This window comes from Hymenobacter sp. YIM 151858-1, from assembly GCF_025979705.1.
Taxonomy (GTDB): domain Bacteria; phylum Bacteroidota; class Bacteroidia; order Cytophagales; family Hymenobacteraceae; genus Solirubrum.
This window is the reverse complement of sequence record NZ_CP110136.1, coordinates 322,609-345,164: the sequence shown is the minus strand read 5'-3', so window position 1 is coordinate 345,164 and position 22,556 is coordinate 322,609. Positions and strand designations below refer to the sequence as shown.

The 22,556-nt window shown below is 62.4% G+C and carries 22 protein-coding genes; 12 read left to right on the top strand and 10 right to left on the bottom strand.

Annotated features, from left to right (window positions below; genetic code table 11):
• Window positions 1-67: 67 nt before the first annotated feature.
• Window positions 68-1,261 (bottom strand): CaiB/BaiF CoA transferase family protein, encoded by a 1,194-nt coding sequence (locus tag OIS50_RS01385; RefSeq protein ID WP_264692544.1) that lies wholly within the window; start codon window positions 1,259-1,261, stop codon window positions 68-70.
• 168 nt (window positions 1,262-1,429) lie between these two features.
• On the bottom strand, window positions 1,430-1,708 hold the full coding sequence (locus tag OIS50_RS01380; RefSeq protein ID WP_264692543.1) for a hypothetical protein: 279 nt from the start codon (window positions 1,706-1,708) through the stop codon (window positions 1,430-1,432).
• Window positions 1,709-2,137: 429 nt separating this feature from the next.
• Between OIS50_RS01380 and OIS50_RS01375 the strand changes: the two genes are divergently transcribed.
• Window positions 2,138-3,211: a Gfo/Idh/MocA family oxidoreductase gene (locus OIS50_RS01375; RefSeq protein ID WP_264692542.1), complete on the top strand. Its 1,074-nt coding sequence runs from the start codon at window positions 2,138-2,140 to the stop codon at window positions 3,209-3,211.
• Between the two features lie 229 nt (window positions 3,212-3,440).
• On the opposite strand, the gene OIS50_RS01370 is transcribed toward OIS50_RS01375, so the two are convergent.
• Window positions 3,441-4,115 (bottom strand): NAD-dependent epimerase/dehydratase family protein, encoded by a 675-nt coding sequence (locus OIS50_RS01370; RefSeq protein ID WP_264692541.1) that lies wholly within the window; start codon window positions 4,113-4,115, stop codon window positions 3,441-3,443.
• 309 nt (window positions 4,116-4,424) lie between these two features.
• Between OIS50_RS01370 and OIS50_RS01365 the strand changes: the two genes are divergently transcribed.
• From OIS50_RS01365 to OIS50_RS01345, 6 genes are all read left to right on the top strand, one after another.
• Window positions 4,425-5,963: a DEAD/DEAH box helicase gene (locus OIS50_RS01365; protein ID WP_319805310.1), complete on the top strand. Its 1,539-nt coding sequence runs from the start codon at window positions 4,425-4,427 to the stop codon at window positions 5,961-5,963.
• 146 nt (window positions 5,964-6,109) lie between these two features.
• A complete protein-coding gene (locus tag OIS50_RS01360) occupies window positions 6,110-6,673 on the top strand; it encodes a biliverdin-producing heme oxygenase (protein ID WP_264692540.1) in 564 nt (187 codons plus the stop codon).
• Complete coding sequence (locus OIS50_RS01355; protein WP_264692539.1) at window positions 6,655-8,865, top strand: GAF domain-containing protein; 2,211 nt, start codon at window positions 6,655-6,657, stop codon at window positions 8,863-8,865. The genes OIS50_RS01360 and OIS50_RS01355 overlap by 19 nt, the downstream gene beginning before the upstream one ends.
• 14 nt (window positions 8,866-8,879) lie before the next feature.
• Entirely contained in the window at window positions 8,880-8,969 is a 90-nt protein-coding gene (locus tag OIS50_RS20570; protein ID WP_413617033.1) for a hypothetical protein, read from the top strand.
• Window positions 8,970-9,416 carry a response regulator gene (locus tag OIS50_RS01350; RefSeq protein ID WP_264692538.1) on the top strand — a complete coding sequence of 149 codons (447 nt, stop codon included), beginning with the start codon at window positions 8,970-8,972 and terminating at the stop codon, window positions 9,414-9,416.
• Window positions 9,417-9,431: 15 nt separating this feature from the next.
• On the top strand, window positions 9,432-10,685 hold the full coding sequence (locus OIS50_RS01345; RefSeq protein WP_264692537.1) for an ATP-binding response regulator: 1,254 nt from the start codon (window positions 9,432-9,434) through the stop codon (window positions 10,683-10,685).
• 116 nt (window positions 10,686-10,801) lie between these two features.
• Here OIS50_RS01345 and OIS50_RS01340 read toward each other — a convergent pair whose 3' ends face one another.
• The 6 genes from OIS50_RS01340 to OIS50_RS01315 all read right to left on the bottom strand — a co-directional run bounded on the left by OIS50_RS01340 (window position 10,802) and on the right by OIS50_RS01315 (window position 17,141).
• Entirely contained in the window at window positions 10,802-11,737 is a 936-nt protein-coding gene (locus tag OIS50_RS01340) for a 1,4-dihydroxy-2-naphthoate polyprenyltransferase (protein ID WP_264692536.1), read from the bottom strand.
• A 120-nt stretch (window positions 11,738-11,857) separates the two neighbouring features.
• Window positions 11,858-12,463 carry a glutathione peroxidase gene (locus tag OIS50_RS01335; RefSeq protein ID WP_264692535.1) on the bottom strand — a complete coding sequence of 202 codons (606 nt, stop codon included), beginning with the start codon at window positions 12,461-12,463 and terminating at the stop codon, window positions 11,858-11,860.
• A gap of 79 nt (window positions 12,464-12,542) precedes the next feature.
• Window positions 12,543-13,124, bottom strand: a complete 582-nt coding sequence (locus OIS50_RS01330; protein ID WP_264692534.1) for an LOG family protein — start codon at window positions 13,122-13,124, stop codon at window positions 12,543-12,545.
• 187 nt (window positions 13,125-13,311) lie between these two features.
• The gene (gene argS, locus OIS50_RS01325) at window positions 13,312-15,102 is read right to left on the bottom strand and encodes an arginine--tRNA ligase (protein WP_264692533.1); all 1,791 of its coding nucleotides are present in this window, start codon (window positions 15,100-15,102) and stop codon (window positions 13,312-13,314) included.
• Between the two features lie 523 nt (window positions 15,103-15,625).
• Window positions 15,626-16,075 (bottom strand): YbaY family lipoprotein, encoded by a 450-nt coding sequence (locus OIS50_RS01320; RefSeq protein ID WP_264692532.1) that lies wholly within the window; start codon window positions 16,073-16,075, stop codon window positions 15,626-15,628.
• Between the two features lie 88 nt (window positions 16,076-16,163).
• Window positions 16,164-17,141 (bottom strand): arginase, encoded by a 978-nt coding sequence (locus tag OIS50_RS01315; RefSeq protein ID WP_264692531.1) that lies wholly within the window; start codon window positions 17,139-17,141, stop codon window positions 16,164-16,166.
• Between the two features lie 335 nt (window positions 17,142-17,476).
• Between OIS50_RS01315 and OIS50_RS01310 the strand changes: the two genes are divergently transcribed.
• The 3 genes from OIS50_RS01310 (at window position 17,477) to OIS50_RS01300 (ending at window position 19,597) form a co-directional block, all read left to right on the top strand.
• The gene (locus OIS50_RS01310) at window positions 17,477-18,874 is read left to right on the top strand and encodes a type III PLP-dependent enzyme domain-containing protein (protein ID WP_264692530.1); all 1,398 of its coding nucleotides are present in this window, start codon (window positions 17,477-17,479) and stop codon (window positions 18,872-18,874) included.
• A gap of 199 nt (window positions 18,875-19,073) precedes the next feature.
• Window positions 19,074-19,220: a hypothetical protein gene (locus OIS50_RS01305; protein ID WP_162910460.1), complete on the top strand. Its 147-nt coding sequence runs from the start codon at window positions 19,074-19,076 to the stop codon at window positions 19,218-19,220.
• A 221-nt stretch (window positions 19,221-19,441) separates the two neighbouring features.
• A complete protein-coding gene (locus OIS50_RS01300; protein ID WP_264692529.1) occupies window positions 19,442-19,597 on the top strand; it encodes a hypothetical protein in 156 nt (51 codons plus the stop codon).
• A gap of 83 nt (window positions 19,598-19,680) precedes the next feature.
• Here OIS50_RS01300 and OIS50_RS01295 read toward each other — a convergent pair whose 3' ends face one another.
• Window positions 19,681-20,202, bottom strand: coding sequence for a D-glycero-alpha-D-manno-heptose-1,7-bisphosphate 7-phosphatase (locus OIS50_RS01295; RefSeq protein ID WP_264692528.1), 522 nt, complete (start codon window positions 20,200-20,202; stop codon window positions 19,681-19,683).
• Between the two features lie 149 nt (window positions 20,203-20,351).
• On the opposite strand from OIS50_RS01295, the gene hemG reads away from it, so the two are divergent.
• Both hemG and OIS50_RS01285 read left to right on the top strand, forming a co-directional pair.
• Window positions 20,352-21,689: a protoporphyrinogen oxidase gene (gene hemG / locus OIS50_RS01290; protein WP_264692527.1), complete on the top strand. Its 1,338-nt coding sequence runs from the start codon at window positions 20,352-20,354 to the stop codon at window positions 21,687-21,689.
• Window positions 21,690-21,711: 22 nt separating this feature from the next.
• Window positions 21,712-22,518: a polyprenol monophosphomannose synthase gene (locus tag OIS50_RS01285; RefSeq protein ID WP_264692526.1), complete on the top strand. Its 807-nt coding sequence runs from the start codon at window positions 21,712-21,714 to the stop codon at window positions 22,516-22,518.
• Window positions 22,519-22,556 lie beyond the last annotated feature (38 nt).

Below are 22,556 nucleotides of genomic sequence, written 5' to 3'. Positions count from 1 at the left end.
GGAGGAAGGTTTGCGGACCTAGGCAAGCCCGCAAACACGAACAGCTATAAGTTAATGGTACGAAGCTTTAGTTGAACGGGGTTTGGTTTTCGCCCGATGTGCCTTGCGGCGCGCCAAACCTTGCGCTATGCTCGCCTAGGTGCGGCGGCGCCGATAATGCCCCGGCAGCCGGCCAGTGGGGGCTCCGAAACGCCACCGTACGCAAGCCCGCGTGCGCAAAGCCCGGCTGGGGCGGCAGCAGCATAGCGGCCGCGGCGGGCTCGGCCAGGGCCTGCCCGGCCGTGCGCACCGCCCCGGCCGGCACGGCCAAGCGGGCCAGCTCGGCCAGCAGCCCGGCGCCCGGTATCTGCCCTATCCGCTCGTGCAACAAAGCTTCCAACGCCTGCCGGTGCAGCACCCGCGCGCCGTTGCTGCCGAAACGCTCGTCGGTGGCCCACGCGGGGCGGCCCAGCGCCTCGCACAGCTGCTGAAACTGCCGATCGGTGCCCACGGCCAGTATCAGCCGCACGCCGTCGGCCCCGAGGTACACGGTGCCGTAGGGCACAATGCTGGGGTGGCCCGAGCCCAGAGGCTGGGGGTCGTGGCCGGTGCTGAGGTAGGTGCTGCCCTGGTTGGCCAACGAAGCCAGCCCGGCCTCCCACAACGATACCTGCACCAGCGCACCCCGGCCCGTCCGCTCGCGGCGGTACAAGGCCGTCAGCAACCCTTCTTTCAGCTGGTGCGCGGCCAGCAGGTCCATCAGGGCTACGGGCATTTTGAGCGGCTCGCCGCCGGGCTGGCCGTTGAGGTACATAAAGCCGGCTTCGGCCTGCACCACGGCATCGTAGCCGGCGCGGGGCTCGTGGGGGCCGTAGCCGGTTATCTGCCCATACACGAGGCGGGGGTTGCGGGCACCTAGGGTTTGGTAATCAACGCCCAGCTTCTCGGCGTCGCCGGGCTTGTAGCTGGCCAGCACGATGTCGGCCACTTGGGCCAGCTGCTGCACCAAGCCCAGCCCGGCCGGGGTGCGCAAATCGGCCACCACCGACTGCTTGCCCCAGTTGGCGCAGGCAAAGTAGGCCGATACGTCGGTGTCGGGGGCTTCGGCGGGCGTTTTCCAGCTGCGGGTTACGTCGCCGGTGGGCGGTTCAATCTTAATGACTTCGGCGCCTAGTTCGGCCAAAAACTGGCCTACCTGCGGGCCGGCCAGCACGCTGGCCAGCTCCAGCACGCGCAGGCCGTGCAGGGGCGGCTCGGCCGGTAAATCAGAAACGTTACTCAAAGCTTAGGAACAGAATACGTGCTTCCGGCGCGCGCCGCGCATGGGCAGGCGCGCCGTCCGAATTAGCCCGCAGTATAGCCGAATTTCTTACCTGGCGCGGCGGCAGCCAGCGCGAATGCCCTAGGGAAGCGGGCCGCAACGCGCGGGGCATTTGGCCGGCGGGGTGGTTTAGCTAAGCTCGAGGGCCCACTCCCGGGCGTGCGCAACATTCTCGAACAAAGCCAGCTGCAGCAGCGCGTGGGGCTGGGTATACTTGCTGATGAAGGGGCTGATCTTTTCGCGGTTCTGCGGCAAATCCGACAGCAACAACGCAAACCGATCCAGGCCCAGGTCGCGCTGCATGCCGTCGAGCATTTGCTCAGCCCAGTACAGGTCGCCCAGGCTTAGTGGGCCCAGGGCCTGGTCGTTGGCAATCCAGGCATTCACCTGGTGGCGGCGGGCCAACATGGTCGCCCGCACGGAAGTCCGCTGCAGTTCGGCGCCGTTGCACCTGTTCAGCCACCTGACCTCCAAAGCCGCACGGTAGCCGTTGTCGTGTAAGAAAACCTGCGCGCAAGCATCGCTATGAAGTAAAAGCATAAAAACGGCGGTAAGCCGCTACGGCGCGGCGGCTTGCTAGGTGTGGGAAGGTGCAACCGGGGCAGGCATCAAGCAAACGACAACGGAGCTATTGCAGCATTGCCCGGAATACATACCAGCGGATAGCAAAAGTATGGAGCGAGCGGCTGAAATAGCGAAATGCCGTTCAAAACCTTCTTAGCCTCAATGGCCTAGGCTGCGGCCCTCCGAGCCGCTGTGGGTTGCCCCGGGCAATGGTGCCGGGGTAGCCGTGCGTGCACGCGCAGCTCGCGCCAGGCTACCCGCGGCGGCGCTGGTTTGGCTATTCGCTTACCTTCGCTCATCATGACCAACGCCATCCAAACCGGCTTGCTTGCCTACGGCATGTCGGGCCAGGTATTTCAGGCGCCGTTTGTGGCGGCCCACCCCGGCTTTGCGCTGCGCGCCGTGGCCGAGCGCACCCGCAAGCAAGCCCGGCAGCACTACCCCGACATCATCAGCTACGACTCGGTGGCTGAGCTGCTCGGCGATACTGCCATTGAGCTGGTTATCGTGAACACGCCCAACGACACGCACGTGGCGCTGGCGCGCCAGGCCTTGCAAGCCGGCAAGCACGTGCTGCTCGAAAAACCCGTGGCTACCTCCGTGGCCGAGGTGCAGGAGCTGTGGCAGCTGGCCCGCTCCGTAAACCGCCGGATTTTTGCCTACCAAAACCGCCGCTACGACAGCGACTTTCAACTGGTGCAGCAGGTGGTGGCCGGCGGGCAGCTGGGGCCACTGGCCGAGGCTACGTTTCGGTTCGACCGCTACAAGCTGGCACTAAACCACAAGCGGTTCAAGGAAACGCCCGCCCTGCCGGGCAGCGGCTTGCTGTTCGACCTAGGGCCGCACCTGCTCGATCAGGCCCTCAGCCTGTTTGGCCGCCCCGCGCGCGTGCGCCGCACCCTAGGTCGTTTCCGGCCCGGCTCGCAGGTCGACGACTACTTTCAGCTGCAGCTGCTGTACCCCCACGGGCCGGTGGTTACGCTGGTATCGGGGCTGGTAATTGCGCAACCGTTGCCGGCCTACGTGCTCCACGGCACCCTGGGTAGCTTCCGAAAAACCAGGGCCGATGTGCAGGAGGCGCAACTGCTGCAAGGCCTCACGCCGCTCGATGCCGCCTACGGCCTGGAGCCCGCCTCCGAAGCCGGCCTGCTGACGCTGGTGGCCGCCGATGGTCAGCAAACCCAACAACCCCTGCCCGCGCCCAAAGGCGACTACCTGCAATTGTTCGAGGCAGTATACCAATCGTTGCGTCGCGGGGCCCCGTACCCCATCAGCGAGGAGCAGTTGGTTTGGCAGCTGCAGGCCCTAACCGAGCCCGACGAGCATTGGGAAATGCCCGCCAATTAGGTGGTGGCTGAAAACGCATTCTGTGTTTCTTGAGCATCGTGCTGAGCCCCGTCGAACCGAAGGAAGGCGTAGCCAAGCACCTCTCCCGCTTCGCCTGCTGCCATTACAGAATGTCGTGTCGAGCTTGCCGGGGCATCTCGCCTGCGAACGTGAGGTAGTAACCCCAACGAAGCGGCAGAGAGGATTCGATTACGCTGAGCACGAGCGTTTTGTGCTTTCCTGACACAGCTTAAGCTCGCGGCGCTGCCTGCTGGTGCGCCAGCCGCACGATGTCCCGTACTTCCAGCACCGGCTTCGGATACCCAAACCGGGCTGCGTTGATCATGGCCTGCGCCATTTCCTGCAGCGTAGACACGTACCCCGGCAGCAGCTTGCGCAGCGCGGGGTACGCCCAGGCAAAGTAGCGGTAGCCCGAAAGCGTGTTTTTGAGGCCGGGCGTGGGGTGCATGTAACCGGGCCTGAAGGCATACACCCGCCGGAAAGGCAGCTGCTGCAAGGCGTTTTCGGTGCGGCCTTTTACGCGGGCCCACATTTGCCGGCCCCGCTCGGAGCCGTCGGTGCCGGCGCCCGAAACGTAGCAGAACGTCATCGGCGGGTTCAGGCGGGCCAGGGTGCGGGCAAAACCCAGGGTGAGGTCGTAGGTGAGGCGGGTGTACTCGGCCTCGCTCATGCCAACCGACGATACCCCCAGGCAGAAAAAGCAGGCATCGTAGCCGGTTAGCTCATCTTCCACGGGGGCGGGGTCGGCAAAGTTGGCCAGCAACACTTCGCGCAGTTTGGGGTGCTGCACATGGGTGGGCCGGCGCGTAACCACCAGCACTTGCTCGACAGCAGCATCGCGCAGGCATTCGTGCAGCACGCCTTCGCCCACCATGCCGGTGGCGCCGGTAATAATTACTTTCATCGGTAGGGTACGCTAGCCGCGCCCGCAGCGGCGCAGGGCGGTATGCTATACACAACGACGACGGCCGCGGAATACCTTACGCCTCGCCAACAAATTGATGCCCTAGGTGCGCTTGCCCGTAGCCCCGCCAATGGGCTCCCCGGCCAGCAGTGGGCATAATTACGCCAAATATTGCGTTGCAATAATATTCACGGAGCGAACCATCGCGGCGGCGCACCTGTTGGATTCGCGTATATTTAGCGCCAATACGCTGTTTTTGCTGACCCAGGAACTCAAGGTCAGCCATCATTTACCCAACTTGCTGAACCCTTGACGTTCGACGAATTTCAACTGCACCCCGACGTGTTCGACGGGGTGCAGGGTATGGGCTATACCAAGCCCTCCCCCATTCAGGAGCAGGCCATTCCGGCCGCGCTGGCCGGAAAAGACCTGATAGCCTGTGCCCAAACCGGCACCGGCAAAACGGCCGCTTATCTCCTCCCCGTTCTCGATTTTATCGCCTACGAGCGCCCCGAGCACACCACCGCCCTCATTTTGTGCCCCACGCGCGAGCTGGCCAAGCAAATTGATGAGCAGGTAGAAGGCTTCGGTTACCACGTGGGCGCCAGCAGCATTGCCATTTACGGCGGCGGCAAAAGCGACATCTGGGAGCAGCAGAAGCGCGCCCTCACCCAAGGCGCCGATATCATCATTGCCACGCCGGGCCGCCTGATTGCGCACATGCAGCTGGGCTACGTGAAGCTCGATCAGATCGACTTCCTGATCCTCGACGAGGCTGATAAGATGATGGACATGGGCTTTGCCGAAGACATCATCCAGATTGTCAATCAGCTGCCTACAAAGCGCCAGACGCTGCTGTTTTCGGCCACCATGCCGAACAAGATCCGCGAGTTCTCGAAGAAGATTTTGCACGAGCCGGAGGAAATCCGCCTGGCCGTGTCGAAACCGGCCGAGAACATCAACCAGCAGCTGTACATGGTGTACGACACCAACAAGCTGGCCTTGCTGGAGCACCTCATCGGGCAGCTCGAAGTGCAGAGCATGATCCTGTTCACCTCGCGCAAGATGAACGTGGGGCCCATTGAGCGCGCCTTGCGCAAAAAAGGCCTGAACGTGCGCGGCATCACCTCCGACCGCACCCAGGAGGAGCGCGAGCAGGTGCTGCGCGAGTTCAAAAACAAGCAGTTCCAGATTCTGGTGGCCACCGACGTGATGTCGCGCGGCATCGACGTGAGCGAACTGTCGCACGTGGTGAACTTCGACCTGCCCCGCGACGCCGAGGACTACGTGCACCGCATTGGCCGCACGGCCCGCGCCGGCACCTCGGGCATGGCCATCACGTTCGTGTCGGACCACGACCAGGACGCCGTGGTGAAGATCGAGAAGCTGATTGAGCGGGAGCTGGAGAAAAAGCCCACCCCCGAGGCAATTGGCCCCTCGCCCGAGTTCGACCCCAAAAAATACCGCGGCCGCGGCCCCGCCCACGCCGGCAAGCCTGCTGGCCGCAGTGGCAAACCGGGCAGCCGCAACGCCCGCCCCGAGCGCGCCGCCGCGCCGGCCGCTGCTGCCCCTGCCCCCGCACCCCTAGGTGCCGAAGGTACCCCGGCCGCCGTGGAGACCGAGGAGCAGAAGCGCCGGAAAAAACGCCGCCGCAAGCCGCGCCCCGAGGGCGCTGCCGAAGGTGCCGCTGCCCCCTCCGAAGCCTCGGCACCTAGGGCCGAAGCCGCCGGCGAAGGCACCCCCGACGAAGTCGCCAAGCGCCGCCGCAAGCGGGGCGGCCGCAACCGCCGGGGCCCAAAGCCCGAGGGCACTCCGCAGAGCGTAACCGCTCCGGCCGCCAGCGAATAACCGATTAGCCCAAAAGCACCTTGCTACGGTTGGTAGCGGGGTGCTTTTGTGTTTTTGGCTGCTGGTCCGGGTGCGCTCAGCCGCCACGCAGCACTCAATGGCTGGCGGTGGTGTTGCTTATATTTCTGCCATCTACTGCCCGCTTCATGCCTGTAGCTCTCGATAAACCAATGATTCTTCAGCGCCTGCGTGCCGAAACGCACCCGTACCACCACGCGCTGGAGCAAACCGAATTCAACCAGGCATTGGCGGCGGGCAGCGTTTCGGCGGCAGCTACCGCGCGCTTTCTGGCCAAGCTTTACGGCTTTTTGCGGCCCTACGAGGCCCACCTGCGGCACCACTCGTTTGGGCCCGACTGGCAGATTGAGCGGCGGCAACGGGCCCACCTCATCGAGCAGGACCTGGCCGACGCCACTTGCCTGCCCGAATGCGCCGATATGCCCGATTTGCGCACCCGACCTCAACTGCTGGGGGCGCTGTACGTACTCGAGGGCTCCACCCTGGGCGGACAGGTGATTACCCGCCAACTCGCCAAAGCGGGCATCAGCACCCGCGCTTATTTTACGGGCTATGCCGAGCACACCGGCCCCATGTGGAAAAGCTTTTGCCAACTGCTGGCAGCCGAAGCCACGCCCGACAACGAAACGGAAATTGTGCAGTCCGCCATCCAGACGTTTCAAAAGCTACACGCGTGGATCGAGCTACGGTAATCCTCTCCGACGAAACCCTTCTCAATACGCCGGTTACGCTCACCAACTGCGACCGGGAGCCCATTCACATACCGGGCTCGGTGCAGCCCTACGGCTTTTTGCTGTGCCTCCACGAGCAAACCAGGCGCGTGGTGCACGCCAGCGCCAACACGGCCCAACTCATCGGTGTTTCGGCCGAAGAGCTGCTGGGCCAGGGCCTGGAGCGCCTCCTAGGTGCCGCCGCGCTGGCCGAGCTGGAGCAGCTGTGGACGGGCCTGAGCGAAACGCCCAAGCTGCTCGGCACCCGCCTCGATCAGCTGGCCCATCAGCCTTACTACAAGCTGATTACGCACCGCTACGATGGCCTGCTGTGGGTGGAGTTTGAGCCCGTGGCCGAAACCACCAGCGCCCCCTTCGACCTGGCCTCGCTGAACGTGGCGCTGGGGCAAATGCTCACGGCCGGCTCGGTTCGCGAGTTCTGCCAGTTTGCCGTCGATCAGCTGCGCACCATTACCGAGTTCGACCGGGTGGTGATGTACCGCTTTGCCGAGGACGCCAGCGGCGAAGTAGTAGCCGAAGCCAAACGCGACGACCTGGAGCCCTTTTTGGGCCTGCACTACCCCGCTACGGATATTCCGCCGCAGGCGCGGGCCATGTACTTGAAAAACTGGCTGCGCTTTATTCCGGATGTGTCGTACGAGCCGGCCCCGCTGGTGCCCGTGCTGCACCCCACGGCCAACCGCCCGCCCGACATGACCTACGCCGTGCTGCGGAGCGTATCGCCGATACACCTGCAGTACCTGCGCAACATGGGCGTGGCCGCCACCATGACGATTTCCGTCATCGTGGAGGGCAAGCTCTGGGGCCTGATTACCTGCCACCACCTTACGCCACGCCTGCTCGGCTACGAGCTGCGCGAGCTGTGCCTGTTTATTGGCAAAACGTTTTCGGCGCTGCTGAAAACCAAACAGCAGCAAGACGATTACGCCTACCAGCTGCACATCCGCGAAACCCAGGTACGGCTGTTCGAACAGATTTCGCGCCACGACAACTTCGTGGACGGCTTGTACCAGCGCAAGCCCACCGTGATGGACGTGTTCGACTGCGGCGGCGTGGCCATTTGCTTCGATGACAACATCATAACCCTAGGCAGCACGCCTACCCAGGCCCAGCTGGAGGAGCTGCGCACCTGGCTGCAGCTGAACATGAAGCAGGATTTGTTCCGCACCAATTCCTACGCGCAGCACAACCCGGCGGGCGTGGCCATCCGCGGTACAGCCAGCGGCATCATGGCTGTGTCGTTGGCCCAGGACCCCGGCGACTACCTCATTTGGTTCCGGCCCGAGCTGATTCAGACGGTAACCTGGGCCGGCAAAGAGCAAAAAGCCGAAGTAATGCAGGACGGCGTGCTGCAGCTTTCGCCGAGGCAGTCGTTTGCGGCCTGGAGCCAGGAGGTAACCAACACCGCCCTGCCGTGGCGCCCCATGGAGGTGGCCGCCGCCGAGGAAATCCGCCTGCACCTCTCCGACGTGCGCCTGAAAATCTTTAACGAGCTGCAGGCCCGCGCCGCCAGCCTGAGCCGACTGAACACCGAGCTGGAGCGCAGCAACGACGAGCTCGACTCGTTTGCCTACGTGGCCTCGCACGATTTGAAGGAGCCGCTGCGCGGCATCCACAACTACTCCATTTTCCTGCTCGAAGACTACGCCCACCAGCTCGATGCCGACGGCGTAAACAAGCTGCAAACCCTGGTGCGCCTGAGCCAGCGCATGGAGGCGCTTATCGAGTCGCTGCTGCAGCTCTCGCGCGTGGGTCGGCAAGAGCTGGTGGTGGTGCCCACCAACCTGAACGAGGTGCTGGAAGAAGTACTCGACATGCTGCAGCCGCGCTTCGAGCAAACCAACACCCAGGTAACGGTAAATGGGCCGCTGCCCACCTTCCGCTGCGACAAAGTACGTATACGGGAAGTGCTCAACAACTTGCTCACCAACGCTATGCGCTACAACGACAAACCCGAGCGGCGGATTGCGGTGGGCAAAGCGCCGGCCGAAGTGCGCGGCCCGCGCGGTACCGGCGACCCGGCCGACTACCACGTGCTGTACGTGCAGGACAACGGCATCGGCATCGACCCCAAACACCACCAAACCATCTTCAAATCTTTAAACGCCTGCACGCGCAGGACAAATTTGGCGGTGGCACGGGCGCTGGCCTGACTATTGCCCGCAAGATGGTGGAACGCCACGACGGTGAATTGTGGTTGGAATCGGTGCCGGGCCAAGGCACTACGTTTTATTTTTCCCTCTCTAAGCACTTATAAGTGACTACCTTCTCTCACAAGCCCATTTTGGTGGTAGAAGACAGCGTGGAAGACTTCACCGCGTTGGGGCGCGCTTTCCGCAAGCAGGAGCTGCCCAACCCCGTGTTGCGCTGCGAAGACGGCGACCAAGCCCTGGAATACCTGCAGAGCTACGGGCAGCACCCCAACTGGCCGGCGCAGCTGCCTGCTTTCGTGTTGCTGGACCTGAACCTACCCGGCACCGACGGCCGCGCCGTGCTCGACGTGGTTAAGAAAGACCCGCGGCTGCAGTCGATTCCGGTCATTATCTTCAGCACCTCCTCCAACACGCGCGACATTCAGGACTGCTACCGCCTGGGGGCCAACAGCTACATGACCAAGCCCATCGAATTTTCGGTGCTGGAAGAGAAAACCCGCGCCTTAGTGCGCTACTGGCTCAATACCTCCGAACTTCCCTCCGAAAGCTAGCCGCTTTCCCTGCGCGTGAAGAAAATTTTTCTTGTCGACGATAACGAGTACGACCGGATGCTGTACAAGCGCTACCTGCGCCGGCAGCCCGAGTTGCAGGCGTACGAGGTGCTGGAGGCCGCCTCGGGCGAAGAAAGCCTGGCGTTGTTTGCCCAGCACCAGCCCGATTGCGTGCTGCTCGACTACAACCTGCTCGATACCGACGGCCTGACGCTGCTAGGGGAGCTAAAGCGCATTGCACCGCCCGATACGCTCTGCGTGGTGATGATTACGGGCGGCGGCAGCGAGCAGCTGGCCGTGCGCGCCCTCAACAACGGCGCCCTCGATTACCTGGTGAAGGGCCATTTCGACCAGGAGCTGCTGGCCAAAACCGTGTTGCACGCCATCGAAAAAAACGAGTGGCGCCAGCACGAGGCCGAACACCGCCGCCAGCTGCAGGCCGTAAACCAGCAGCTGCGCGAATCGCTGGCTGAGCTTACCGAAACCCGCCGCCAGCTGCAGCAAAGCAACGACCAGCTGACCTCGGCCAACGCGGCCATCCAGGCCCGCAACCAGGCCCTGGGAGTAGCCAACCAGCAGCTGGCCCGCACCAACGCCGACCTCGACAACTTTGTGTACGCGGCCTCGCACGACCTGCGCCAGCCGGTAAACAACCTGTGCGGCCTGTTCGACGAGCTGCGCCGCAGCGTCACCTTTCCCGACCCCGCCGAAACCGTAGTGCTGCAGCTGGCCGAAGACTCGCTGCGCGACTTGTCGAATACCATCGATGGGCTTACCGCCGCGGTGCAGGAGCAGCGTCAGCCCGGCGAGCACGCCGCCGAGCTGGTGGAGCTGGCCGAGCTTACCGGTGAGGTGCTGCAGGTCATCCGGCCGCAGGTGCAGGCCAGCCAGGCCAGCATTTGCACCGACTTTGCCGAGCTGCCCGCCCTGCTGTACGTGCGCAGCAACCTGCGCACCATTCTGCACAACCTGCTCAGCAACGCCCTCAAATACCGCCACGCCGAGCGCCAGCCGCGCATTGCCCTGCGCACCCAGGTGGTGGCCGGCCAGCCCGTGCTCGAAATCAGCGACAACGGCCTGGGGATGAACCTGGAGCGCCACGGCGCGGAACTGTTTCAGCTGTTCCGGCGCTTTCACCCGCAAGCCAGCGACGGCACCGGCGTGGGGTTGTTTCTGGTGAACCGGCTGGTACAATCCCATGGTGGCCGCATCGAGGTGGAGAGCGAAGAGGGCATCGGCACTACCTTTCGGCTGTACTTGCGGGGCTAGCCCGCTCGCCACATAAGCCAGTCTTCGCGCAAACGGCCGCCCCACAGGGGCGGCCGTTTGCGCGAAGACTGGCTTGGCAGTAGATAAAATCGTTGTTTGGACCGGAGCCGGCTGGGCTACAGCAGCTGCCCGATACCAAACAGCAGCACAAAGAGCAAGGTGCTCATGGCCATTTGCTTCAGCAGCGGGTCGAGCTGCATGGACTGCTGGCGTTTCCAGACTTGCACGCCGTTGAACACCAGCAGCGGCACCGCGCCCACAAACAGCCACTGCCACGGCGTACGGTAGTGCTGCAGCACATACACCACCGCGGCACCTAGGCCCAGCAGCAACAGCAGCCAGTGGTACACCCGCGCCCGGCGGGCACCCAGGCGCACCGGAATGGTGATTTTGCCGGCCAGCTCATCGGAGCGCATATCGCGGATGTTGTTCACGTTCAGCACGGCCGTGGAGAAACAGCCGAGGCTGATGGCCGGCAGCAGCACCTCGTAGGGCAGCTCGCTGGTTTGCAGAAAGTAGCTGCCGCACACGCCCACCAGCCCGAAGAACAGAAACACCGACACGTCGCCCAAGCCCGCGTAGCCATAGGGCCGGGCGCCGGCTGTGTAGTTGATGGCCGCCCAAATGGCGCCCAGGCCCAGCAGCAGAAACCCCATAAACAGCCACAGCCCCGAGGCACCTAGGGCCACCCACAGCAGCAGCAACCCCGAAGCCAGCGACAGGGCGCCGAACACGTACATGCCCTGCCGCATGGCGGCCGGCGAAATGGCCCCGCTTTGCACGGCGCGCTGCGGCCCCTCGCGGTGCACGCTGTCGGCGCCGTTTTGCGAGTCGCCGTAGTCGTTGGCGAGGTTGCTGAGCACTTGCAGCAGCACGGTGGTAAGCGCCGCCAGTCCAATTACTGCCCCGTTGAACTGGTGGCGGCTGGCGGCCAGAAAGCCGCCCATCAGGATACTGGCCAGGGCCAGCGGCAAGGTGCGCGGCCGGAAAGCCGAAACCCAAGCCCCGATGAGGCTTGGGTTTCGCGGGGTGGTATCGGAAGTGGTCGTCAAGGCAAGGCGCAGATTAGCGCCTGCTAAACAAGCGCTTACAACGTTGGTAACCTGGTTTACTAGCTGTTACCCTAGGTAGTAAACACGTTTACGAACTGGGGCAACAGACCGTCAGGAGGTTTATTTCAGGATGGCCGAAACAAGCTCTTCGCTCATCGGCTTCACTTTGGAAGGATAGAAGCCGATAACCTGGCCTTGCTCGTTGATGAGGTATTTGCAGAAGTTCCAGGTGGGCTTTTCGTCGGTGTAGCCGTTCTTCGATTTATCACCTAGGAACTTGTACAGCGGCGCGGTGTCGTCGCCTTTCACCGATACTTTGCTGAAGAGCGGGAACGTAACGCCGTAGTTTTTCTCGCAGAAAGCGGCAATCTGCTCGTTGGAGCCCGGCTCCTGCCCACCGAAGTTGTTGGCCGGGAAGCCCAGCACGGTTACCCGGTCGCCGTGCTTTTTGTAGAGCTCCTCCAGCTCCTTGTACTGCGGGGTGTAGCCGCATTCCGAGGCCGTGTTCACGATCAGCAGCTTCTTGCCTTTGTACTGGCTGAGCTGCACGGGCTTGCCGTTGATATCGGTAACCGTGAAATCGTACACGGTGCTGCGGGCGGCAGCGGTTTCGGTGGTGGCAGCGGGCGTTTCGGCCATGGCGGTGGGCTTGTCGGTGGTAGAGGCCGAGCGGGCGCCGCAGGCAGCCAGGGCGCCGGCCAGGGAGTAAAGGACTAAAGATTTCATTTCGGACGGTGGTGTTACTAAGAGCGAAAACAAATTCGAGGCACTAACCCCGTACAGGGCCCGTTGTTTGCGGCGGCGCCTAGGTGCGGCTCGGCGTCAGCCACTTTTCCACGTTGCTGGGCTGCCAGGCCTGCATGTGGCCCAACAACTCCTCGATGTTGTCGGCTACCATTAACTGGCGGCGGTTTTCGGCCCGCAGCAAGCCCTGCTGCACCATGTGGTCGAGCAGGTGAATAAGCGCATCGTAGAAGCCAGCCACGTTCAGCAGGCCAATGGGCTTACGGTGCAGGCCCAGCTGGCCCCAGGTAAGCACCTCAAACAACTCTTCCAAAGTACCAAATCCGCCGGGCATGGCAATAAAGCCTTCGGCCAGCTCGGCCATTCGCAGCTTGCGCTGGTGCATGTTCTCTACCACCTCGAGCTGCGTGAGCCCTAGGTGCGCTACTTCTTTGTCTTTCAGAAAGCCGGGGATGATGCCGATGGCCTGGCCGCCGCGCTGCATGGTGGCATCGGCCACGGCGCCCATCAGGCCTACGTTGCCGCCGCCGTACACCAGCGTGATGCCGCGTTGGGCAAACGTTTGGCCTACTTGGGTGGCGTGCTCGCGGTAGCGCGCATCGGTGCCGGCGCTGGAGCCGCAATAAACTGCAATTGATTTCATGCGAAAAGAAGTGGCGCGGAGTGGTACTCCGCGTGGCGCCCGAAGCGCCAATAAAATGCTTGGGATAAATGAACAGCGCGTGCCCGGATGGCGGCCCCGGGCCGCCCGCGGAGTACCACTCCGCGCCACAGCCGCCGGGCTTAAATAAGTAGTGCCACGGCTTGCGGGCCGTGGCACTGCCTAGGGTTTACATGCGCTCGGGCGCCGTAATGCCGAGCAGCTTCAGGCTCTGCCGCAGGGTGTCGGCTACTTGCGCCGACAGGGCTACGCGCAGGCTGCGTTTGGCAGCGTCGGGCTCGGGCAGCACCGGCACTTCGGTGTAGAAGCGGTTGTAGGTTTTGGCCAGATCGTAGGCGTACTGCGCAATAACGGCCGGCGAATACGTGCGGGCCGCCTCGGCTACGGCCGTAGCGTAGCTGGCCAGTGCCTGCACCACGTCGCGCTCGGTTTCGTGCAGCGCGGCCACGCCCTCGGCCAGTTCGGGCTGAATGCCCATTTCGGCGGCCTTGCGGCGCAGCTGGGCAATGCGGGCGTGGGTGTACTGAATGAACGGCCCCGTGTGGCCCTGCAGCTGCACCGACTCGTTCGGATCGAACAGCATGCGCTTCTTGGGGTCCACCTTCAGCAGGTAGTACTTCAGGGCACCCAAGCCCAGCGTGTGGTACAGCTGCGCGGCTTCCTGCTCGCTCAGGCCGTCGATTTTGCCCAGCTCGGCGGTGGTTTGCTTGGCGGCGTCGGTTACTTCCTGCACCAGCTCGTCGGCATCTACCACGGTGCCTTCGCGCGACTTCATCTTGCCCGAGGGCAAATCCACCATGCCGTAGCTCAGGTGGTAAATGGCGTCGGCGTAGGGCTTGCCCAGCTTTTTCAGCACGAGCTTGAGCACCTGCATGTGGTAGTTCTGCTCGTCGGCAATCACGTACACCGACGAATCGTACTGGTAGTCCTGGTACTTCAGCTCGGCGGTGCCTAGGTCTTGGGTCATGTACACCGAGGTGCCATCGGCGCGCAGGAGCAGTTTCTGGTCGAGGCCTTCGTCGGTGAGGTCGACCCACACCGAGCCGTCGTCCTTGCGGAAGAACACGCCCTTGGCCAGGCCCTCTTCTACCCGCTCCTTGCCCAGCAGGTAGGTTTCCGACTCGTAGTAGAACTTGTCGAAATCGACGCCGATGCGCTGGTAGGTGTCATTAAAGCCTTCGTACACCCAGCCGTTCATCTGGCGCCACAGGCTTACTACCTGCTCGTCGCCGGCCTCCCACTGCTGCAGCATTTCCTGCGCGTGGCGCATCAGCGGGGCTTCGCGCTTGGCTACTTCGTTGGCTACGCCTTCGGCCTCGAGCTGCTTTATTTGCTCGCGGTAGTGCTTCTCGAACAGCACGTAGTACTTGCCGATCAGGTGGTCGCCTTTGATGCCCGCGCTCTGCGGCGTTTCGCCCTGGCCGTACTGCTGGTACGCCAGCATCGATTTGCAGATGTGGATGCCGCGGTCGTTTACCAGGTTGGCTTTGGTAACGGTAGCGCCCGTGGCTTTCAGAATCTCGGCCACCGAATAGCCCAAAAAGTTGTTGCGCAGGTGCCCTAGGTGCAGGGGCTTGTTGGTGTTGGGCGAGGAGTACTCCACCACCACGCGCTGGGGGCCGCCGGTTGGCACGGGCGCGGCAATGTCCTGGGCGCGCAGCTGGCGCAGCAACCGCAGCCACTCGGCATCGGCAATTTCCAGGTTCAGAAAGCCTTTTACTACGTTGAAGCCGCTTACGCGCGGCTCGTTGTTTTGCAGCCACTCACCTAGGGCCTGCCCGATTTGCTCGGGGCCTTTGCCCAAGGCTTTGGTGAGCGGAAAGGTTACCAGCGTAAACGTGCCCGCGAAATCTTTGCGCGTGGGCTGAATGGTGAGCTGCTCGGCCGGCACCGCCGCGCCAAATACTTGCTGAAGGGCCGCGCTCAGCGCCGCTTTGAGGTCTTGTTCGAGTTGTTGCACAGGGGTGCGGAGTTTATGTCGGAGCGCAATCTGCCACGGGGCGGGGCGCTGAGATACAATGGGTTTGAGAGCTGAAATCGGACGCTGGCGTAAACCCTCGCGGCGGCCGCAGGCAGCGGCGGCGCAGGCCGAAGGCTTACGCTACATTCGTCGCTCGTTTCGGCTCCGAAACGACCGCACCACAGGGTTCAATACAAAGACTGGCAGCGGTTTCACGGGCGCAAAGCTAAGCACGGATTTACACCGATGCCGCGGCCAGCACCGATTTTAGCTTCGTCGGCCTTCGGTGGCAGCTGTTTCCGTGGTTGCACAACCGCAGCGCGGGCTTTAGCCCGCCGGCCTTTGGTTGCAGTCTGCGTCTCTGGTTAATAACTTCTGTTTCCCGACCTAGGGATGCAGCGCGGTGTAGCGTGGGCTTTAGCCCGCGTTTGCCAGCACGAATGAAATTGGGCCGTTTTGGTCTAACGTTCACGCAGACGCGTGCTGAACCGAAGGAAGGCGTAGCCAAGCCCACGCTACACGCTTACTGCCCCGCGGCGCGGCGTAGCATCATCTGCACCTGCTTGGGGTTGCCGCGCGTGATGACGGGGTAGGCCGAATCGTTGGTGAACATGAGCCGGCCATCGACCTCGATGCGGGCCTGCACAGCGTAGGTATTGGTGGGGTCGATGCGGGCCGTGTCGTAGCGCAGCACGAAGGGCAGCGGCACCTGCCGGCCCCGCGACTCTACGGTAGCCGAGGCCACCTCCACGGCCGGCGCATCCTGCCGGCTTACGTCCTGCAGCTGCACGCGCAGCACGGCGTTGGGCGGCAGGGCAATACGCTCGCGGTAGGCCACGGTGCCGGTTACGGAGTCGCGCACGGCGGTGGTATTAGTTTGCCCGTAGCTGCCCGAGGTGGTGGCCGACGGGCCGGTGCAAGCCCCTAGCAGAGCGGCGGCACCTAGGGCGCTCAGAAGCGCGTACGAATTCATGGCAACAGCAAGAAAAGCGGATACAAACGCGACTGGTTTTCACGAATGTATCCGCTTTTAGCACAATGCCAACAATAAGTTTCCGGCTTTATCGCCCGGTCACCATGTCGTCGAGGCGCAGGCGTTCCTGAATAGCCTCGGTAGCCGCTTCCAGAATTTCGAAAGCGTTGCCAGCCATGGTATTTTCGGAATCGAGCGTGGGGTTGATTTCCACCATTTCGAAGCACACTACGCGGTCATTTTCGAGCAGGGCGCGGCACAAGGCTTTGGCTTCGCCCACGTCGAGGCCCAGCTCCACGGGCGTGCCGGTGCCTTTGCTGAAGCGCGAGTCGAGCGAATCCACATCGAACGAGATGTATACCAGGTCGCAAAAACGCAGCTGCTCGTAAATCTCGCGGGCTACCTGCCGCGGCCCCTTAGCCCGGAACTCATCGAGCTTGAAGTTGCGAATGCCGTGCTGCGCAATGATGGCGTCTTCTTCCATCTCGGTGTCGCGCACTACCACGTACACCAGGTGGTCGGGCGTAACCTTGGGGCCTTCCTCGCCCAGGTTCTTGATTTTGCGCCAGAAGAACTCCGTTTCGGGCTCCACGTTGTTGTGCTGCAGCTCGCGGTGGTCGGCACCTAGGGCCATGGCCAGCGGCATGCCGTGCACGTTGCCCGAGGGCGTGGTGTAGGGCGAGTGAATGTCGGCGTGAGCATCAATCCACACCACGCCGAGGGTTTTGTGGGGGTACGCGGCCTTGATGCCGGCAATGGTACCGGCGGCGTTGCTATGGTCGCCGGCCAGCACCAGCGGAAACTCCCCAAAGCGCAGGGTTTGCTCTACCGTGTTGGCAATGCCTTTGAGCACGGTGTAAATGCTGTCGATGTGCTTCGCGTAGGGGAAGTGATTTTTATCGAACAGCACGTGGTTTTGGTCCGGCACGGCCACGGCGTTGAAGCGGCGGAAGTAATCGGAACCTTTGTTCAGGCAGGCCACTTTAAGGGCATCGACGCCCAGGCTTGCCCCACGGGTACCGGCCCCAAGTTCGGACCGTACTTCAATGAGTTTAATTCGTCGCATACTACATCGGCTAAATAAGTTTAGGAGCGGTAGTGTTGCTTGCCGATTACCGGAACCCCAAGGTGCTAACACACAAGGGCTGACACCCGTAGGCGCCGGTTAGGCTTGGTGTCGGAGGACCCTCCTCCGCGACCAACGAACAATTCAACAACCAAAACACCCCCGTTGGGGTATCTTTGCGGGCCTGAAGATAGAGCTTAGGAACTTAGGTTTTAGGGCTTAGTAACGGATTTTAGGGGCCGATGAACAACCTCCGTCGGCCCGGCCCGGCTAAGCTTACCTTCTACCCAAAAACAAGCACCTAAGCCCTAAGTTCCTAACCACTAAGCCCTAAAATGGACACGTACCACGACCTTATTAGCCAAACCTTCGACTTTCCTTCGCAGGAGTTCACCGTTGAGGGCAATGAGCTGCGCTTTCACGGCATTCCGCTGATGGATTTGATCCGGAAACACGGTACGCCGCTGCGCCTTACTTACCTGCCCAAAATCAGCGAGAACATCCAGCGGGCGAAGCAGTGGTTTGAGCAGGGAATCCAGAAAATTGGCTACCAGGGCAACTACACCTACTGCTACTGCACCAAGGCCTCGCACTTTGCTTTCGTGGTAGAAGAAGCCCTGAAAAACGACGTGCACATCGAGACATCCTCGGGCTACGACATGCACATTGTGCGCGCGCTCTACCACAAGGGCCGCATCAACAAGCAGACGTACATCATCGCCAACGGCTTTAAGCGCGAGCGATACAAGCGTTACCTCACCGAGTTCATGAACGACGGCTTCGTGAACTGCATGCCGATTCTCGATAACCTGTCGGAAATTGAGTACTACAAGGAGCACGTGCACGCCGACACCCGCGCCAACCTAGGCATTCGGTTGGCCTCCGATGAGGAGCCGCGCTTCCAGTTCTACACCTCGCGCCTGGGCGTGCGCTACGCCGATGCCATTCCGCTGTACGAAGAGCAGATCAAGAACGATCCGCGCTTCGAGCTGACGATGCTGCACTACTTCATCAACACGGGCATCAAGGACACCTCCTACTACTGGTCGGAGCTGCGCCGCTTTGTGCACAAGTACTGCGAGCTGCGCAAGGTGTGCCCCACCCTGCACACCATCGACATCGGCGGTGGCCTGCCCATTCAAACTTCCATTCAGCCGGAGTACGATTACCCGTACATGATTGAGGAAGTGCTGCGCACCATCCAGCGCATTTGCCGCGAGGAAGGCGTGCCCGAGCCGCACATCTTTACCGAGTTCGGCATCTTCACGGTGGGCGAGTCGGGGGCGCACATCTACAACATCCTCGACGAGAAGCTGCAGAACGACAAGGAGCTGTGGTACATGATCGACGGCTCGTTCATCACGAACCTGCCCGATACGTGGGCCCTCAACCAGCGCTTTATCATGCTGGCCCTCAACGGCTGGGAGCGGAACTACAAGAAGATTCAGCTGGGCGGCCTCACCTGCGACTCGCAGGACTACTACAACGCCGAGAAGCACATTTACCAGGTGTTTCTGCCCGAGCGCGGCCAGGAGAAGCCGCTGTACGTGGGCTTCTTCCACACGGGTGCGTACCAGGAGCAGCTTTCGGGCTACGGCGGCATCAAGCACTGCCTCATTCCGGCGCCCAAGCACGTCATCCTCGACCGCGACGCCGACGGCACCGTGCGCGACTGGGAATTTGCCCCGGAGCAAGACCCCGAATCGATGATGCGCATTTTGGGTTACGCCTAAGCTGCGCTAACCCTAGGTGGTTTAAGCTCGCTCCCGCGTTAGGCAGCTGCCTGGCGCGGGAGCGTTGTTTTGGAGAAACACCCCCAGCAGGCTCATTTATACAAGCTCAGCAGTATAGCACTTTTCTGCCTTCGGCAGTTTGGAGTAAGGCCCACGGCAGCAGTATGTTTGTATTCCGATAAGCTAATCTGTACTACTCATGAAAAAAGGTTTACTTCTTCTGACCGCCGCTGCTACGCTGGGCCTCGGTGCTTGCAACAAGCAGTCGTGCCCGGCCTACGGCAAAGCCGCTACCCAGAAAGCAGAGGTAGTAGCCTCGGCTGCTGCTCCGGCTGAGCGCCAGTAAGCACCCGCTCTTACCTAAACCGGCCGCGGTGTCCTGCTCAGGACACCGCGGCCGGTTTTTTTTGTGGCTTGCTACCAGGCGCAAGCCCGGCAGTGCAACGATTTATCAGGAATTTACCAGGTTGAAGTTTTTCTAGTTCACCTCAAACTAAACCCGAGCTATACTCCGTTAGTACCGAATCTTTTACCCCGCGTAACTCTCGCGCACAATTGAACATTTACATGAAGAAGATTGCAGTTCTGGGCGTTTTGGCCATGGCCGCCGGCTTGGGTTCGTGCAGCACCAAGTGCCCTGCCTACACGCAGCAAAAGCCCGCCACCCAGCAGGCTTCGGCCGTAACGGCCAGCGCCGCCGAGGCCTCGGCCGAACGCCAGTAAGCAACGCGCTCCTACTCTGCAGCCCCACCGGGCAGGCCAAATTGGCTTGCCCGGTGGGGCTGCGGCTTTGCGGGGCCTAGGTATCAGGCACTCAAAATCAGGTCGGCGGCGGCGGCCAGGTTGGGCACCAGCGGCGCATCGGGCACCAAGGGCTCCTCGCCAACCAGTATGCCGCGCACGCCCACTTTGGCGGCGGCTTGCAAGTCGCGGGGCCGGTCGCCTACCATCCAGCACTGCGCGGCACCCAGGCCAAACCGCGCCATGGCTTTTTCGAGCATCAGCGAATCGGGCTTGCGCATGAGCGACTCCGACACCGACGGGTGCCCGGGCGCGTAGTAAAATGCATCGATTACGCCACCGCAGGCCTCCTGCAGCTTTTGGTGGCAGGCCGCCACGTCGGCGGGCGTGTAGAGGCCCTTGGCAATGCCGGCCTGGTTGGTAACCACAATTAGCAGGTAGCCAGCCTGGTGCAGGCGCTGCAAAGCAACGGGCACGTCGGGCAGCACCACAAAATCGGCGGGGCGCCACACGTAGGTACCAATTTCGGCATTCAGCACGCCGTCGCGGTCGAGGAAAACGGCTTTGGCCGTGGAAGTAGCATTCATGCCCGTCAAAAGTACGCGCGGCCGGGCTGTTCGGCGCACCGGCAGCCGGCGCCACCTAGCCCCCTGCCACGCCTCCAATTGAAATAAATCAGCAAAATGAGTATCCTCGGCAGCTTACTTTTGCAGCTTTGGGTGGTTTACACTTTCGCATGAACGTAGCAATTATCGGCAGCGGCATCACGGGCCTGGCCACGGCGTGGTACCTGCAGCAACAAGGCGCCACAGCGCACGTGTACGAGAGCGGCCCGGCGGCCGGCGGCAACATGCGCACGCGCCACCTGCCCGAGGGCTACGTGCTGGAGCTGGGCCCCAACTCGCTGCAGCTCAGCCCCGAGCTCGAAGGCCTGATTGCCGACCTAGGGCTAACCGACCAGATACAGGAGCCCAGCGCCGTGAGCGGCCACCGCTACGTGGTGCGCGGCGGGGCGCTGCGCGAGCTGCCGGGCAAACCGCAGCAGCTGCTGTTCGGCGGCTTCTTCAGCCTGAAAGCCAAGTGGCAGGTGCTATCGGAGCTGCGGCGCAGCAAAGCAACCCCTGATGCGCACGAAACCATTGGCCACTTTTTCCGGCGCCGCTTCGGGCAGGAAATCCTTGATTACGCCGTCAATCCGTTTGTATCGGGCATTTACGCCGGCGACCCTAACCAGCTGCTGCTGCACAAAACGTTTCCGCAGCTGGCCGCTTTGGAGCAGGAGCACGGCTCGGTGCTGCGCGGCTTTGCCCGCACCATGAAGGGCGTAGCGCGCCGCCGCATCATCTCCTTCCGGGGTGGTTTGCAGGTGCTTACCGATGCCCTGGCCAGCCGCTTATCCCACCTGCACCTAGGCACCCGCGTGCAGGCCTTGTTGCCTCAGGATGGCGGCAAATACCGCTTGCAGCTGGCCGGCCAGTCGGAGCCAACCGAGTTGTACGATGCCGTAATTCTGGCATTGCCGGCCTACGCCGCTTCCGATCTGCTGAAGCAACTGCACCCCCAGGAAGCCGCGGCCCTAGGTGCCGTGCACTACCCGCCCCTCACGGCCGTGCACACCGCCTACGACCGCAGCGCCGTGCAGCACCCGCTCAACGGTTTTGGCGCCCTCAGCCCGCGCGTGGAGCAACCCGTGGCGGCGGGCACCTTGTGGAGCAGTTCGCTGTTTCCGGATAGGTGCCCCGCGGGGCAGGTGCTGTTCACCTCGTTTGTGGGCGGCGCCCAGTACGAAACCAACGCCCGCATGCCCGACGCGCAACTGCTGGCCTCGTTGCGGGCCGAACAGCAACGCCTCTACGGTCTTGCCGCCGATGCTCCGGCGCGGCTGCAGCACATTTACCGGTGGGAACGAAGCATCCCGCAGTTCGATGCGCGCATCATTCCGGCACACGCCGCGGCCGATGCCCTGGAGCCGCAAGGCATTTGGGCGGTAGCCAACTGGCGCGCCGGGGTGGGCATCCCCGATTGCCTGCGCCGGGCCCAGGAAGTGGCGCAAAAATTAACCTCGGCAGCATAGCCTAATTGTTACCTTTGGATTAATGAACGATTCGCTCGTCATCATACCGACCTACAACGAACGGGAAAACGCCGAGCTGATCATCCGCAAGGTTTTTTCGCTGCCGAAGGCGTTCGATGTACTCATCATCGACGATGGCTCGCCCGATGGCACCGCCGCCGTGGTGCGCGGGCTGATGGGCGAGTTTGCGGGGCGCCTGCACCTGGAAGAGCGCACCGGCAAGCTGGGCCTAGGTACCGCTTACCTGCACGGCTTTAAGTGGGCCCTGCAGCGCGGCTATCAGTACATCTTCGAGATGGATGCCGACTTCTCGCACAACCCCGACGACCTGGTGCGCCTCTACGAGGCCTGCGCCGTGGAGGGGCACGATATGTCCATCGGCTCGCGCTACATCACCGGCGTAAACGTGGTAAACTGGCCCATGGACCGCGTGCTGATGTCGTGGTTTGCCTCGGCCTACGTGCGCTTTGTTACGGGCATGCCCATCATGGATGCCACCGCTGGCTTTAAGTGCTACACCGCGCCCGTGTTGCGCACCATCGACCTCAGCCGCATTCACTTCGTGGGCTATGCGTTTCAGATCGAAATGAAGTGGCTGGCTTACAAGCACGGCTTCCGCATCAAGGAAGTGCCCATTATTTTCACCGACCGCACCCGCGGCGCCTCCAAAATGTCGAAGGGTATTTTTAAGGAAGCGTTGCTGGGCGTGGTGCAAATGAAGGTTGAGAGCTGGTTCCGCCATTTCGGAAGGTCCGATTCGGCCCACACCCCGCTGCCCCAAACCGCCACGGCTACCCCCGCCGTAACCTCCGCGCCCGAAACGCGGTAGGCTCCACTACCCTAGGTGGCGGCCGGGCATTCGGCCGC

Excerpts from the sequence above, each read along its gene's own strand:
- OIS50_RS01380 (WP_264692543.1), bottom strand. The coding sequence starts at position 1,708 with ATGTTGGCCCGCCGCCACCAGGTGAATGCCTGGATTGCCAACGACCAG.
- OIS50_RS01370 (WP_264692541.1), bottom strand. The coding sequence starts at position 4,115 with ATGAAAGTAATTATTACCGGCGCCACCGGCATGGTGGGCGAAGGCGTG.
- OIS50_RS01360 (WP_264692540.1), top strand. The coding sequence starts at position 6,110 with ATGCCTGTAGCTCTCGATAAACCAATGATTCTTCAGCGCCTGCGTGCC.
- OIS50_RS20570 (WP_413617033.1), top strand. The coding sequence starts at position 8,880 with ATGGTGGAACGCCACGACGGTGAATTGTGGTTGGAATCGGTGCCGGGC.
- OIS50_RS01335 (WP_264692535.1), bottom strand. The coding sequence starts at position 12,463 with ATGAAATCTTTAGTCCTTTACTCCCTGGCCGGCGCCCTGGCTGCCTGC.
- OIS50_RS01330 (WP_264692534.1), bottom strand. The coding sequence starts at position 13,124 with ATGAAATCAATTGCAGTTTATTGCGGCTCCAGCGCCGGCACCGATGCG.
- OIS50_RS01320 (WP_264692532.1), bottom strand. The coding sequence starts at position 16,075 with ATGAATTCGTACGCGCTTCTGAGCGCCCTAGGTGCCGCCGCTCTGCTA.
- OIS50_RS01315 (WP_264692531.1), bottom strand. The coding sequence starts at position 17,141 with ATGCGACGAATTAAACTCATTGAAGTACGGTCCGAACTTGGGGCCGGT.
- OIS50_RS01310 (WP_264692530.1), top strand. The coding sequence starts at position 17,477 with ATGGACACGTACCACGACCTTATTAGCCAAACCTTCGACTTTCCTTCG.
- OIS50_RS01305 (WP_162910460.1), top strand. The coding sequence starts at position 19,074 with ATGAAAAAAGGTTTACTTCTTCTGACCGCCGCTGCTACGCTGGGCCTC.
- OIS50_RS01300 (WP_264692529.1), top strand. The coding sequence starts at position 19,442 with ATGAAGAAGATTGCAGTTCTGGGCGTTTTGGCCATGGCCGCCGGCTTG.
- OIS50_RS01295 (WP_264692528.1), bottom strand. The coding sequence starts at position 20,202 with ATGAATGCTACTTCCACGGCCAAAGCCGTTTTCCTCGACCGCGACGGC.
- hemG (WP_264692527.1), top strand. The coding sequence starts at position 20,352 with ATGAACGTAGCAATTATCGGCAGCGGCATCACGGGCCTGGCCACGGCG.
- OIS50_RS01285 (WP_264692526.1), top strand. The coding sequence starts at position 21,712 with ATGAACGATTCGCTCGTCATCATACCGACCTACAACGAACGGGAAAAC.